Origin of the sequence: Stenotrophomonas sp. GbtcB23 (assembly GCF_019091045.1) — a bacterium.
Classification (GTDB): Bacteria; Pseudomonadota; Gammaproteobacteria; order Xanthomonadales; family Xanthomonadaceae; genus Stenotrophomonas; species Stenotrophomonas rhizophila_A.
Genome location: NZ_JAGXKC010000002.1, coordinates 37,642 through 51,375 on the forward strand (window position 1 = coordinate 37,642; position 13,734 = coordinate 51,375).

At 66.9% G+C, this 13,734-nt stretch carries 15 protein-coding genes; 6 read left to right on the top strand and 9 right to left on the bottom strand.

What is annotated here, in order from left to right:
- Nucleotides 1-14: 14 nt before the first annotated feature.
- The 7 genes from KVS69_RS01020 to KVS69_RS01050 form a co-directional block, all read right to left on the bottom strand.
- Nucleotides 15-350, bottom strand: a complete 336-nt coding sequence (locus KVS69_RS01020) for a hypothetical protein (RefSeq protein WP_093534167.1) — start codon at nucleotides 348-350, stop codon at nucleotides 15-17.
- A 52-nt stretch (nucleotides 351-402) separates the two neighbouring features.
- A complete protein-coding gene (locus tag KVS69_RS01025) occupies nucleotides 403-651 on the bottom strand; it encodes a succinate dehydrogenase assembly factor 2 (protein WP_184124050.1) in 249 nt (82 codons plus the stop codon).
- A gap of 149 nt (nucleotides 652-800) precedes the next feature.
- Nucleotides 801-1,586, bottom strand: a complete 786-nt coding sequence (locus tag KVS69_RS01030; protein ID WP_093534163.1) for a succinate dehydrogenase iron-sulfur subunit — start codon at nucleotides 1,584-1,586, stop codon at nucleotides 801-803.
- Nucleotides 1,587-1,670: 84 nt separating this feature from the next.
- On the bottom strand, nucleotides 1,671-3,461 hold the full coding sequence (sdhA, locus tag KVS69_RS01035) for a succinate dehydrogenase flavoprotein subunit (RefSeq protein ID WP_068851008.1): 1,791 nt from the start codon (nucleotides 3,459-3,461) through the stop codon (nucleotides 1,671-1,673).
- A 30-nt stretch (nucleotides 3,462-3,491) separates the two neighbouring features.
- Nucleotides 3,492-3,878: a succinate dehydrogenase, hydrophobic membrane anchor protein gene (gene sdhD, locus KVS69_RS01040; protein WP_068851005.1), complete on the bottom strand. Its 387-nt coding sequence runs from the start codon at nucleotides 3,876-3,878 to the stop codon at nucleotides 3,492-3,494.
- Complete coding sequence (gene sdhC / locus KVS69_RS01045; RefSeq protein WP_068851002.1) at nucleotides 3,875-4,267, bottom strand: succinate dehydrogenase, cytochrome b556 subunit; 393 nt, start codon at nucleotides 4,265-4,267, stop codon at nucleotides 3,875-3,877. The genes sdhD and sdhC overlap by 4 nt, the downstream gene beginning before the upstream one ends.
- 57 nt (nucleotides 4,268-4,324) lie before the next feature.
- Nucleotides 4,325-4,498 (bottom strand): DUF1674 domain-containing protein, encoded by a 174-nt coding sequence (locus KVS69_RS01050; RefSeq protein WP_083214109.1) that lies wholly within the window; start codon nucleotides 4,496-4,498, stop codon nucleotides 4,325-4,327.
- A gap of 39 nt (nucleotides 4,499-4,537) precedes the next feature.
- Between KVS69_RS01050 and KVS69_RS01055 the strand changes: the two genes are divergently transcribed.
- A complete protein-coding gene (locus KVS69_RS01055; protein WP_217535913.1) occupies nucleotides 4,538-5,401 on the top strand; it encodes a folate-binding protein in 864 nt (287 codons plus the stop codon).
- A gap of 80 nt (nucleotides 5,402-5,481) precedes the next feature.
- Here KVS69_RS01055 and ugpC read toward each other — a convergent pair whose 3' ends face one another.
- Nucleotides 5,482-6,576, bottom strand: coding sequence for a sn-glycerol-3-phosphate ABC transporter ATP-binding protein UgpC (ugpC, locus tag KVS69_RS01060; protein WP_217535916.1), 1,095 nt, complete (start codon nucleotides 6,574-6,576; stop codon nucleotides 5,482-5,484).
- A 332-nt stretch (nucleotides 6,577-6,908) separates the two neighbouring features.
- Here ugpC and zwf point away from each other — a divergent pair, with 332 nt between their 5' ends.
- From zwf to KVS69_RS01085, 5 genes are all read left to right on the top strand, one after another.
- Nucleotides 6,909-8,348: a glucose-6-phosphate dehydrogenase gene (gene zwf, locus KVS69_RS01065; protein ID WP_217535919.1), complete on the top strand. Its 1,440-nt coding sequence runs from the start codon at nucleotides 6,909-6,911 to the stop codon at nucleotides 8,346-8,348.
- A complete protein-coding gene (gene glk / locus KVS69_RS01070) occupies nucleotides 8,345-9,352 on the top strand; it encodes a glucokinase (protein ID WP_217535928.1) in 1,008 nt (335 codons plus the stop codon). Before zwf ends, glk begins: the two co-directional genes overlap by 4 nt.
- Complete coding sequence (pgl, locus tag KVS69_RS01075) at nucleotides 9,349-10,074, top strand: 6-phosphogluconolactonase (protein ID WP_068850990.1); 726 nt, start codon at nucleotides 9,349-9,351, stop codon at nucleotides 10,072-10,074. The genes glk and pgl overlap by 4 nt, the downstream gene beginning before the upstream one ends.
- A 46-nt stretch (nucleotides 10,075-10,120) precedes the next feature.
- Entirely contained in the window at nucleotides 10,121-12,037 is a 1,917-nt protein-coding gene (gene edd, locus KVS69_RS01080; protein ID WP_217535931.1) for a phosphogluconate dehydratase, read from the top strand.
- Nucleotides 12,038-12,332: 295 nt separating this feature from the next.
- Nucleotides 12,333-12,992 (top strand): bifunctional 4-hydroxy-2-oxoglutarate aldolase/2-dehydro-3-deoxy-phosphogluconate aldolase, encoded by a 660-nt coding sequence (locus KVS69_RS01085; RefSeq protein WP_217535933.1) that lies wholly within the window; start codon nucleotides 12,333-12,335, stop codon nucleotides 12,990-12,992.
- Between the two features lie 50 nt (nucleotides 12,993-13,042).
- Here KVS69_RS01085 and KVS69_RS01090 read toward each other — a convergent pair whose 3' ends face one another.
- The gene (locus KVS69_RS01090) at nucleotides 13,043-13,690 is read right to left on the bottom strand and encodes a response regulator (protein ID WP_093534153.1); all 648 of its coding nucleotides are present in this window, start codon (nucleotides 13,688-13,690) and stop codon (nucleotides 13,043-13,045) included.
- Nucleotides 13,691-13,734 lie beyond the last annotated feature (44 nt).

The window sequence follows — 13,734 nt, forward strand, 5'->3', positions numbered from 1 at the left end:
AGCCTATGGTGCCATCACGGAGGTGAACGCGGAATGGGACGGGCCCGGATCGCCAGTCGCAGTTCACGTCGGCGCGGCGGCGGCAGGGTGTCGGGCCAGAACAGGCAGGCCTGCCGGCGGCCGTGCTGGCGCCAGCTGAGCTGCAGGAGCGGGCCGCGGTCATGCAGGGAGATCCCCTCCACCGGTTCGCCATCGACCTGGGCCGGGCTGTCGCCGGGCGGAATCACGAAGGCACGGGGCCGTCGGCGGGCATGGCGCCAGCCCTGCCAGGCGGTCCCCGCCCCGGCCGCCAGGCCCAGCGGCCACTGCGCGGCGGACGGCAGCGCGCTGGCCGTGGCTACCCAAGGCATCAGCAGCGCAAACAGAACGTGCGCGGCAACCTGCCAGCGCGAGGGGCGCCACTCAAGCCGGCAGGGCGCGGATCCGGGCGATGAGGTCGGTGAGCTCGGCATCCGGGCATACCTCGTAACCCATGAACCAGCGCCACAACTTATCGTCTTCGCAGTCGAGAAGCCGCAGGAAAACCTCGCGCTCCTCGGTGGGTGCAGTGGCCCACTGACGGTCGAGATAGCGCTCGAAAAGCTGGTCGAGCTCGCGCATGCCGCGGCGGCAGCGCCAGCGGAGTTTCTTGAGGAGGGTGGCTTCGTCCATTTCGGTGATTCCAGACTGGAGCACGTCATCCGGGTGCGCGGCAGTACACGGGCGCGTGGCGACGCGCTGAAAACAAAGGCGCCCCCTATATCAAGGGGGCGCGGCTTCGCCGTCATGCCTTGGCAGCCACGCAGGGCGTGGCTCTACGATCAGGCGCGGCGCGCCATCATGAGCTTCTTGATCTCGGCGATCGCCAGCGCCGGGTTCAGGCCCTTCGGGCAGGTGCGGGCGCAGTTCATGATGGTGTGGCAGCGGTACAGCTTGAACGGGTCTTCCAGGTCGTCCAGGCGCGCACCGGTGTCTTCGTCGCGCGAGTCGACGATCCAACGGTAGGCCTGCAGCAGGATCGCCGGGCCCAGGTAACGCTCGCCGTTCCACCAGTAGCTCGGGCAGCTGGTCGAGCAGCACGCGCACAGGATGCACTCGTACAGGCCGTCCAGCTTCTTGCGGTCTTCCGGCGACTGCAGGCGCTCACGGTCCGGCGGCGGCGGGGTCTGGGTGCGGATCCACGGCTTGATCGAGGCGTACTGCGCGTAGAAGTGGGTCAGGTCCGGTACCAGGTCCTTGATCACGCTCATGTGCGGCAGCGGGTAGATCGGCACTTCGGCCTTGCCGCAGTCGGCGATGGCGCGGGTGCAGGCCAGCGTGTTGGTGCCGTCGATGTTCATCGCGCACGAACCGCAGATGCCCTCGCGGCACGAACGGCGGAAGGTCAGGGTCGGGTCGATCTCGTTCTTGATCTTGATCAGCGCGTCCAGGACCATCGGGCCGCAGGCGTCCAGATCGATCTCGTACGTATCGGTCCGCGGGTTGCTGTCGTCGTCGGGACTCCAGCGGTAGATCTTGAAGGTACGGGTGTTCTTCGCACCGCTCTTGGCGGGGAAGTGCTTGCCCTTTCCGATCTTGGAATTCTTTGGGAGGGAAAACTCGGCCATGGCTGTTCTCGTTGGCTCAGGCGGCTCGCGCTGCAATGCAGGCGCGGCTGGCTCGGAAGGTGAGGAAGTCGATCCGCATGGCGCTTAGTAGACGCGCGGCTTGGGCGGGACCACGTCCACGTCCTTGCTCAGCGTGTACATGTGCACCGGGCGGTAATCGAAGCTGCACTTGCCGTTGTCGTCGACATTGACCAGCGTGTGCTTCTGCCAGTTGACGTCGTCGCGGTCCGGGAAGTCCTCGTGCGCGTGTGCGCCACGGCTTTCCTTGCGCTGTTCGGCCGAGTTGATCGTCGCCACCGCGTTGAGCAGCAGGTTGTTCAGCTCGTAGGTTTCGATCAGGTCCGAGTTCCACACCAGCGAACGGTCCGACACCTTGACGTCCTGGAAGGAGTCGAAGATCTCCGACATCTTGGCGCAGCCCTCTTCCAGCGTCTTGCTGGTACGGAACACCGCCGCGTCGTTCTGCATGGTGCGCTGCATGCGGTCGCGAATGACCGAGGTCGGGGTGTCGCCGTTGGCGTAACGCAGCTTGTCCAGCAGGCCCAGCGCCTTGTCGCAAGCATCCGACGCCAGCGTCTTGTGCGGCTGGCCCGGCTTGATGGTGTCGGCGCAGCGGTTGGCCACCGCACGACCGAACACGACCAGGTCGAGCAGCGAGTTGGAGCCCAGGCGGTTGGCGCCATGCACCGACACGCAGGCCGCTTCGCCGATGGCGTACAGGCCCGGCACCACGGCATCGGGGTTGTCGCCGACCTTGCGCACCACTTCACCGTGGTAGTTGGTCGGGATGCCACCCATGTTGTAGTGCACGGTCGGGATGACCGGGATCGGCTGCTTGTGCACGTCCACGCCGGCGAAGATCCGCGCGCTTTCGGCAATGCCGGGCAGCTTGTCGTCGATCACGCCCGGGCCGAGGTGGGTCAGGTCGAGCAGGATGTGGTCCTTGTGCTCGCCGACGCCGCGGCCTTCGCGGATTTCGATGGTCATCGAACGCGACACCACGTCGCGCGAGGCCAGGTCCTTGTAATGCGGTGCGTAGCGCTCCATGAAGCGCTCGCCGTTGCTGTTGCGCAGGATGCCGCCTTCGCCGCGCACGCCTTCGGTGATCAGGCAGCCCGCACCGTAGATGCCGGTGGGGTGGAACTGCACGAACTCCATGTCCTGCATCGGCAGGCCGGCACGCATGACCAGACCGCCGCCGTCGCCGGTGCAGGTGTGGGCCGAGGTGGCACTGAAGTAGGCGCGGCCGTAGCCGCCGGTGGCCAGCACCACGCCGTGGGCGCGGAACAGGTGCAGCGAGCCGTCGGCCATGTCCAGCGCGAGCACGCCGCGGCAGACGCCTTCCTCATCGAAGATCAGGTCGAGCGCGAAGTACTCGATCATGAAGCGCGCGTTGTGCGCCAGCGACTGCTGGTACAGCGTGTGCAGCATGGCGTGGCCGGTACGGTCGGCGGCGGCGCAGGTGCGCTGCGCGGACGGGCCTTCGCCGTACTTGGTGGTCATGCCGCCGAACGGGCGCTGGTAGATCTTGCCGTCTTCGGTACGGCTGAACGGCACACCGTAGTGTTCCAGTTCGATGATGGCCGGAATCGCTTCGCGGCACATGTATTCGATCGCGTCCTGGTCGCCCAGCCAATCCGACCCCTTGATGGTGTCGAAGAAGTGGTAACGCCAGTCGTCTTCACCCATGTTGCCCAGCGCGGCGGAAATACCGCCCTGCGCGGCCACGGTGTGCGAACGGGTCGGGAAGACCTTGGTCAGGCAGACCGTCTGCAGGCCCTTGGCGGCCAGGCCGAACGTGGCACGCAGGCCGGCGCCGCCGGCGCCCACCACGACCATGTCGTATTTGTGTTCCGTAATCTTGTAAGCGGACATCTACTCTGGATTCCTGTCTTGGTGCCTGACTCAGGCAACGCCGAGCGCAATGCGGGCGACCGCAAAAACACTGACGATCGCGCCCAGCACGGCAATGAACTTCACCGTGGTCTGCAGCGCCAGGGCCAGCAACGAATTATGGATGTAGTCTTCCAGCACGACCTGCAGGCCCAGCTGGGCGTGCCAGAACATGGCCACCAGGAAACCCACCAGCAGCACCGCGTTCCACGGCTTGGACACCGCGTCGGCGGCGGTCACGTAATCGGCGTTGACCAGGCTCAGCACGAAGATGAGGAACCAGATGGTCAGCGGGACCAGCGCGGTGGCGGTCAGGCGCTGCAGCACGAAGTGCTCGGTGCCGGTCTTGGCCGCGCCCAGGCCACGCACGTTCTTCAACGGGGTACGGAACTTGTTCATGCGGTCGCTCCCATGAAGACATAGGCCCAGACCAGCGCGGTGATCACCAGGCTGGCGATGACCGACATCCAGCTGCTGCGCACGAAGGCCGGAATGCTGAAGCCGATCGCGAAGTCCTGCACGATATGGCGGATGCCATTGCACAGGTGGTAGGCGAAGGACCAAGTCCAGGCGAACAGGAACAGCTTTCCGTACCAGCTGCCGGCGTGGCCGGTGAAGCAGTTCCAGGATTCAGGACCCATCATCAGGGCGAGCAGGCCGCCAGCGATGATCAGGGCTCCAACAGACAGAAAGATGCCGGTGGCTCGATGCAGGATCGAGGTGGCCATCTGAATCTGCCAGCGATACACCTGAAGGTGCGGGGAAAGGGGACGTTCTCTGGCGGCCATTCGCTGGGCTCGTTGTCTCGGCTGGGCGGCACAATTGCCGCGTTGGCTCAATGCTGATCAGAAATCGATGCAGCGTCCGTTTTTCTCCCAATCGCCATACCGCACCGGATCCAGTCCGCCGCGGCCACCGATCTCCACAGGCGCCACCGGCGTAACGGCGAGCGGCTGCTCCTCCGGTACCAGCGGGGCTTCAGGATCGATATCGGGAGTGGGGGTTGTTTGGCCTATCATGGGTGGTCTCGCAACGCACAAATTTTAGACCCCGTTCACGTGCCTGACAACCTGCCCTTCGATTTCAGTGGTTTTCCGCGACTTTCCGGTCACGCGCTGCTCAGCCTGCGCGGTGTGGATGCGGCGGCGTTCGCCCATGCCCAGTTCGCCAGCGATGTCACCGCCCTGCCCGTCCTGCACTGGCAGTGGAGCGCCTGGCTGAGCGCCAAGGGCCGCACCCTTGCTGTGTTTCAGCTGTTGAAGCTGGACCAGGAGCACATGCTGCTGGTGCTGGCCGACGGTGACGCCGATGCGATTGCGTCGCAGTTACAGCGCTTCGTGTTCCGCCGGAAGGTCAAGATCGAGATGCGCACCGATCTGGCGGTGGCCGGCAGCTTCACCGCGCCGGAAGCGGCGTCTGGCGCGGCAATTGCGCTGGAGGGTGACGCGCTGGAGTTGGATGTGGGCAGCGATGCCTTGCCGCGTACCCTGAAGATCGCACCCGCGCCTGTGGATGCATCGCCGGCCGATGCCGCGTTCGAACTGGCCTGGCGCCAGTCCGACCTGCGCTACGGGGTGCCGCGCCTGGATGCCGACCAGCGCGAAACCTGGACCCCGCAGCAGCTGGGGCTGGACCGCCTGAACGGCTACAGCGTCAAGAAGGGCTGCTACCCGGGCCAGGAAATCGTGGCCCGCACCCATTTCCTGGGCAAGGCCAAGCGCGCCCTGCAGCTGCTGCGCGTGGCCGATGGCACCGCCAGTGGCGCGAAGGTCGAGCAGAACGGCGCCACCGTTGGCACGGTGGCGAGCGTGGCCGGAGACCTGGCGCTGGCGGTGCTGCCGCTGGAGATGGCCGAGGGGGCATTGAGCGTTGGCGGCGTGGAAGCCCACGGCGTTCCATTGCTGGACGGCCTCGCCCGTTGACGGGCGACACGACCAACGGTCGTGTCCTACCAACTTTCCGTCTCCCGGTAGGTCACGACCGTTGGTCGTGACCGGACCCATCACGCGTCGCGGTTCAACCGCTCGCCGGACTCCGCATCGAAGAAATGCAGCCCCTGCGGCTGGATCGCCACGCGGATGGTGCCACCCACCGCCGGCAATGCCTGCGGCGCGACGCGCATCACCAGCGCCTGGTCGCCATGGGTCATGTTGACGAAGATCTCGTTGCCCACCGGCTCGATGCCGTCGATGGTCGCGTCAAACGCGTTGGCATCGCCCGGCACGGCCGGCTGCAGATGCTCCGGCCGGACCCCGACCGCCAACGTCCGCCCGATCCAGGACGGGTCGATGGTCGCAGCGCCCAGCGGCGCGCGCAGCGTGCCCTCCTGCACTACTACCCCGCCATCCACGCGCTGAAGGGTGCCGCGCAGCACGTTCATCGCCGGGCTGCCGAGGAAGCCGGCCACGAACAGGTTGGCCGGGCGGTCGTACAGCGCCATCGGCGTGTCGATCTGCTGGATCACCCCGTCCTTGAGCACCACGATCCGCTGGCCCAGGGTCATCGCTTCCACCTGGTCGTGGGTCACGTAGATCATCGTGGTGCCCAGCTTGCGGTGCAGCTGCGCGATCTCGGTGCGCACGCTGTGGCGCAGCTTGGCATCCAGGTTCGACAGCGGCTCATCGAGCAGGAACACCGCCGGTTCGCGCACCAGCGCACGCCCCAGCGCGACGCGCTGGCGTTGGCCGCCGGACATCGCCTTGGGCAGCTTGTCGAGCATCTCGGTCAGGCCCAGCGTCTGCGCCGCTTCGTTCACACGCTTGGCGATGGTCGCCTTGTCGTGGCCGCGCAGCTTCAGGCCGAAGGCCAGGTTCTCGGCCACGGTCATGTGCGGGTACAGCGCATAGCTCTGGAACACCATGGCGATATCACGGTCCTTCGGTGCCACGTCGTTGACCACGCGGTCGCCGATGCTCAGCGTGCCACCGCTGATTTCCTCAAGGCCGGCGACCATGCGCAGCAGGGTCGACTTGCCACACCCCGACGGCCCCACCAGGACCATCAATTCCCCATCGGCCACTTCAAAGGTCGCGCCCTGGACGGCCACCTGGCCGTTGTCGTACACCTTGCGCACGCCCTGCAACTGCACTTTTGCCATATCACCCATTCCAGTCCGCCCGCTGCCGGGCTGTTGATGCGGAACTGCCTTCGGCCCTCCCGATGGCAGGTCGATGGCGTGGTGCCGCATGACGGCGACCACTGCAATCGAATACAGTCTGCTCATTCTGCCATGTAAACGTTTTCACGTGGCAGTATCCAATGGTCGGTCATGACCGCGTCGCCGTCAGGACGTGACATGCCCCATGATGGGCGGGCCCGCACCTGTTCATGTTGCGATTTCAGCAACCGGACACCGCGGCCAGCTTGACCCCCGAGAACATAGACGAGAAGCGATTGACAACGATGTCACCCGGATCTGAAACTCGAGCGATGCACGATACCCTCTTCCTGTTTGGCGCCACCGGCGACCTCGCCCAGCGCTACCTGTTCCCTTCGTTGCTGCGCCTGCTGGGTGACGGCCTGCTGCCGGAAGACTTCAAGGTCCGCGCACTGGCACTGTCCCCGCACGACACCGACGCGTTCCGCCAGATCCTGCGCCCGCGCCTGCAGCAGGCGATGCCGGCGGCCAGCCTGGATGACATCCAGTCGCTGCTGGACCGCATCGACTACCGTTCGGTGGACCTGCGCGATCCGCAGTCGGTGGCCGACTCGGTCAGCGACCTGGTCGACCGCAAGTGCGTGAGCTACCTGGCCATTCCGCCGGGCCTGTACATCTCCACCTGCGAGGGCCTGGCCCTGGGGGGCGCGCTGGCCGCGCCGGCACGCCTGATGCTGGAAAAGCCGATCGGCAGCGACAGCGCCAGCGCCGAACAGATCCTGACCACCATCGGCCAGTGGATCGACGAAGACCGCGTGTTCCGCCTGGACCATTACCTGGGCAAGGCGGCGGTGCAGAACCTGATCGCCCTGCGCTTCGGCAACACGCTGCTTGAGGCGGTGTGGAACCGCAACTACATCGAATCGGTGCACATCCTGGTCGCCGAGAGCGAAGGCGTGGATGGCCGCGATGCCTACTACGCGCGTTCGGGCGCGCTGCGCGACATGGTCCAGAGCCACATCCTGCAGCTGCTGTGCCTGGTGGCGATGGAACCACCGGCGTCGCTGGAAGCCGACCGCATCCGCGATGAGAAGGTCAAGGTGCTGCGTGCGCTGCGTCCGCTGGATGCCAAGCATGCCGCGCGCGACAGCGTGCGCGGCCGCTACACCGCCGGCACCATCAACGGCCAGCCCGCGCAGGCCTACCAGCCGCCGGAAGGCAGCGATGTGGAAACCTTCGCCGGGGTCACCGCGCATATCGACAACTGGCGCTGGTCCGGGGTGCCGTTCCACCTGGTCACCGGCAAGCGCCTGGCCGAGCGCACCACCCGCGTGGTGGTCAACCTCAAGCCGGTCACGCATTGGCTGTTCGAACGACCCGACCGCGCCAACGCCACGCCCAACCGCATCACCTTCCAGCTGCAGCCGCAGGAAAACATCGAGCTCGGCCTGATGAGCAGCCTGGCCGGCCCGGAGTGGGGCGCGCTGGAACTGCACCCGCTGGAACTGGAACTGTCCGTGCCGACCGGCCTGCACCGCCGCATCGCCTACGAGCGCCTGTTCCTAGATGCCTTCAACGGCAACCATGCGCTGTTCGTGCGCGACGATGAAGTGCGTGCCGCCTGGGCCTGGATCGACAGCGTCAGCGATGCCTGGAAGGAAGCGCAGCTGCCGCTGCAGCCCTACCCGGCCGGCGAATGGGGCCCGGAACAGGCGTTCGGCTTCCTGCCGGCCGATGTGGATGCCGAGGCCAACCGCAAGGAACGCGCATGACGGTGTCGACCCAACCGGCGCTGGTGGCCGATATCGGGGGCACCAACGCCCGCTTCGCGCTGGCCGACACCAGCCTGGCCGCGCCGCTGCTGAAGGACAGCATCCGCGAATTCGTGGTCGCCGATTTCCCGTCGCTGGGCGATGCCGCACGGCATTACCTGGAGCAGATCGGCGCCGAAGCACGCCGCGGCGTGTTCGCCGTGGCCGGCCGCGTCGATGGCGACGAGGCGCGCATCACCAACCACCCGTGGGTGATCTCGCGCATGCGCACCGCGCACATGCTCGGCTTCGATGGCCTGCACCTGATCAACGACTTCGCCGCGCAGGCGATGGCGATCTCGCTGCTGCAGCCGCAGGACGTGGTCCAGGTCGGCGGCGCGGCGTGGGTGCCGGGCCAGCCCGGCCAGCCGCGCAACTACGCGGTGATCGGCCCGGGCACCGGGCTGGGCGTGGGCGGGCTGATCCTGCGCCACGGCCGCTGCTACCCGCTGGAAACCGAAGGTGGCCACGTCAGCTTCCCGCCCGGCACGCCGGAGGAGATCCGCATCCTGGAGATCCTGTCCGAGCAGTTCGGCCGGGTCTCGAATGAACGTCTGATCTGCGGGCCGGGCCTGGTCAACATCCATCGCGCGGTGTGCGAGATGGCCGATGTCGACCCGGGCCAACTGCAGCCGGTGGACGTCACCGCGCGCGCCCTGCATGGCGACCCGCAGGCGATGCGCACGGTGGACCTGTTCTGCGCGGTGTTCGGCGCCATTGCCGGCGACCTGGTGCTGATCCAGGGCGCGTGGGACGGCGTGTTCCTGACCGGCGGGCTGGTGCCGAAGATGCTCGATTCCCTTCAGCATTCCGGCTTCCGCCAGCGCTTCGAACACAAGGGCCGGTTCTCGTCGATCATGGCCCGGGTGCCGTCGCTGGCGGTGATGCACCCGAACGCGGGCCTGCTGGGCGCGGCCGCCTACGCAGCCGACCTCGAACGCGACCTGCCAGGAGGCGCCGCATGAACGCACTTGAAGATTCCAACCGCTTCACCCTGATCCGGCACACCGACGCCGATGCGTGGATCGAGACGATCGCAGCCGAAATGGCGCAGATCCTCAACCATGACATCGACGCTGCGGGCCGGGCCCGGATGCTGCTCTCCGGCGGCACCACGCCGGCACCGGTGTACCAGGCGCTGGCCGAACTGGACGTGCAGTGGGACCGGGTCGAAGTCAGCCTGGTCGACGAGCGCTGGCTGTCGCCGCAGGACCGCGACAGCAATGCCTGGCTGGTTCGCCAGAGCCTGCTCAACCGCGCCGAGGGCGCACACTTCGATCCGCTGGTGCGGGTGGGCAAGCCGTTGCCGGAATGTGTCTACACCGCCAACCTGCAGGCGCAGCACACCGAGGCACCGTCGCTGGCGGTGTTCGGCATGGGCAATGACGGGCATACGGCATCGCTGTTCCCCGGCTCGAAGGACCTGGCCCGCGCGCTGGAAAGTACCCTGCCCTACGCCGCGCTGGATGCCACCGGCTGCCCGGGATCGAACCAGTGGCCGCTGCGCATCACGCTGACACCGCACGGCATGCGCCAGTGCCGCCAGCGGCTGCTGCTGCTGCGCGGCAAGCAGAAGCTGGAAGTGCTCAAGCAGGCGCTGGAAAGCAACAACGCAGCGCTGTATCCCATTCTCAACGCGATCGATCTCGATGGCCGCCCGACGCTGCGCATCCACTGGTGCGACTGATTCGATGCCGCTGTCATTCCGTTCGCCCTCTCATAGCCGGTAGCCAATGAGCCTGCACCCCAAACTCCATGCCATCACCGAGCGCATCGTCCAGCGCAGTGCCGCGTCGCGCGCTGCGTACCTGGCGGGCATCGACGCCGCGCTGCGCGACGGTCCGTTCCGTTCGCGCCTGAGCTGCGGCAACCTGGCCCACGGCTTTGCGGCCTGTGGCCCGACCGACAAGAGCCGCCTGCGCGGCGGGGTCACGCCGAACCTGGGCATCATCACTGCCTACAACGACATGCTGTCGGCGCACCAGCCGTTCGAGCATTACCCTGAAATCCTGCGCGAGACCGCGCGTTCGGTGGGCGCGACGGCGCAGGTCGCCGGCGGCGTGCCGGCGATGTGCGACGGGGTCACGCAGGGCCGTGGCGGCATGGAGCTGTCGCTGTTCTCGCGCGATGTGATCGCGCAGTCCACGGCGATCGGGTTGAGCCATGACATGTTCGACAGCACGGTCTACCTTGGCGTGTGCGACAAGATCGTGCCGGGCCTGCTGATCGGCGCGCTGGCGTTCGGTCACCTGCCGGCGATCTTCCTGCCGGCCGGGCCGATGACGCCGGGCATTCCGAACAAGCAGAAGGCCGAAGTGCGCGAGCGCTACGCGGCGGGCCTGGCCACGCGCGAGGAGCTGCTGGAGGCCGAAGCGGCGTCGTACCACGGGGTGGGCACGTGCACGTTCTACGGCACGGCCAATTCGAACCAGACGCTGCTGGAAGCGATGGGCGTGCAGCTGCCGGGTGCGTCGTTCGTGAATCCGGAAACGCCGCTGCGCGATGCGCTGACGCGGCATGCGGCGGTGCGTGCGCTGGAAATCTGTGCGCTGGGCGATGATTTCCGGCCGCTGGGCCGGTTGATCGATGAGCGGGCGATCGTCAATGCGGTGGTCACGCTGATGGCCACGGGCGGTTCGACCAACCACACGATCCACTGGATCGCGGTGGCGCGGGCGGCGGGCATCGTGCTGACGTGGGACGACATGGACCAGCTGTCGCAGCTGGTGCCGCTGCTGGCGCGGGTATACCCGAACGGCGAGGCGGACGTGAACCGCTTCGCGGCGGCAGGCGGTACGGCGTTCGTGTTCCGTGAGCTGATGGACGCGGGGCTGATGCACGCGGACCTGGTGACGGTGGCCGAAGGTGGCATGCGCCAGTACACGCAGGATCCGGCGCTGCGCGACGGTGCGCTGACGTGGATCGAGGGCATTGCCGAGAGCGCGGACCGTGAGGTGGTCCGTGGGGTGGCCGAGCCGTTCGAGGCACAGGGCGGGCTGCGGCTGCTGCGCGGCAACCTGGGCCGTTCGCTGATCAAGCTGTCGGCGGTGAAGCCGCAGTACCGGACGATCGAGGCGCCGGCGGTGGTGGTGGATGCGCCGCAGGTGCTGAACAAGCTGCATGCGGCGGGAATGTTGCCGCAGGATTTCGTGGCGGTGGTGCGTTACCAGGGCCCGCGTGCGAACGGGATGCCGGAACTGCATTCGCTGGCGCCATTGCTGGGGCTGCTGCAGAACCAGGGCCGGCGTGTCGCGCTGGTGACGGATGGTCGCTTGTCGGGCGCGTCGGGCAAGTTCCCGGCGGCAATCCACATGACGCCGGAAGCCTCGCGCGGTGGTCCGCTGGGGCGGGTGCGCGAGGGCGACATCATCCGGCTGGATGGTGAGGCGGGCACGCTGGAGGTGCTGGTGGACGCGGCCGAATGGGCAGCGCGCGAGCAGGCACCGAACACGGCACCGGCGGCGAACGATCTGGGCCGCAACCTGTTCGCGATGAACCGCCGCCTGGTGGGTCCGGCCGACCAGGGCGCGATCTCGATCTCGTGCGGCCCGGCCACAGACGACGGCGACATCTGGAACTACGACGCCGAATACGAACTGGGCCACGACGCGGCCGCCGCGCTGGCGCCGCACGAGGAAAAAGACGCCTGAAGCGAAAATCAAAAGCGGCGGTGGGTATCGCCTGATGTGAGGCCGCGCTGGGGGTCCGCTACGGGACACGCCGTGAATACGTCCTTGTAGGCTCGTAGAAAACATCCATGTTTTCTACGGTCCCTACGCGGACCCCCACCGCGTCCTCACCACACATTACGGCGCCTCACTCAAATGCATGCCACTGGTAGCGCCGACCGTTGGTCGGCCCACGCGGTCTACGACAACACACCGGCAATCGGCAGGCGTTGAATCCTGCCATCCAATGCTTCGAACAACTGAAAGGCTTCTTTTTATGACCATCGCCGAACATCAAAAACGCGCTGAATCCCTCCTCCATGCCGCCGGCATCCTGCCGGTCGTTACCGTGCATACCCTCGACCAGGCACGCGCGGTCAGCGCGGCGTTGCTGGAAGGTGGCCTGCCGGCGATCGAGCTGACGCTGCGTACGCCGATCGCGATGGAAGCGCTGGGCATGCTCAAGCGCGAGCTGCCGGATGTGGTGGTGGGTGCGGGCACGGTGCTCACGGTTCAGCAGATGCAGCAGGCCATTGATGCGGGCGCGGATTTCCTGGTGACGCCGGGCACGCCGGCGTTCATGGCCAATGCGCTGGCGGAAGCGCCGTTGCCGGTGGTGCCGGGTGCGGCCTCGCCGACCGAACTGCTGGAGCTGTATCGTCGCGGGTTCCGGGTGTGCAAGCTGTTCCCGGCCTCGGCGGTCGGCGGGCTGGCGATGATCAAGGGCCTGGCCGGTCCGATCCCGGACCTGAAGCTGTGCCCGACCGGCGGCATCACGGAAACCACGGCGGCCGAATACCTGGAGCAGAAGAACGTGGTCTGCATCGGCGGTTCGTGGATGGTGCCGGGCCCCTGGATCGAGAACGGCGAGTGGGACAAGGTGCGCGACAGCGCGGCGCAGGCGGCGAAGATCGTCGCCCGGGTCCGCTCGCGCTGAACGAAAAAGCCCGGGAATTCCCGGGCTTTTTTTTGGAGCGCGAGGCGGGCTTACATCGGCCTTGACGGGTCTACCAAGCCGTATTGGCTGGCCATGCGCGCCAGCGCGATGTTGTCGTGGATGCCCATCTTCTCGAACAGGCGCGCCTTGTGGGTGTTGACGGTCTTGGCGCTCAGGCTCAGGCGCTTGGCGATGTCTTCCTGGCGCAGGCCCTGGGTCAGCAGCAACGCCACTTCCAGTTCGCGCGGGGACAGGCTGTCGAACGGCGACTGGCTGCCTTCGACGTTGGACAGGGCCAGGTTCTGGGCGATGCTGCTGCCGAGGTAACGCCGGCCGAGCGCGGCGTCGCGCACGGCGCGCAGCAGTTCCTGGGCGTCGCAGGCCTTGCCGATGTAGCCGGAGGCACCGGCTTCGAGCAGGCGTTTGGGCATCGGGCCGTCTTCCAGCACGGACACGATCACCACGCGGGTGCCGTGGTCGCCACGCACCACGCGTTCGGTGACTTCCATTCCGCTTACCCCGGGCAGGTGCAGGTCGCACAGCACCACGTCGGGGCGCAGCTGGCGGATCGCGGGCAGCGCGTCTTCGCCGGATTCGGCTTCCCCCACCACTTCGATGTCCGTCTCATTGGACAGGATCATCTTCATGCCGGTTCGCACCAGCGCGTGGTCGTCCACCAGATACACTCGAATCGTCATCCCACCCACCTTCGTCCAAACGCTGCAAACCGGGGCCAGCCTAG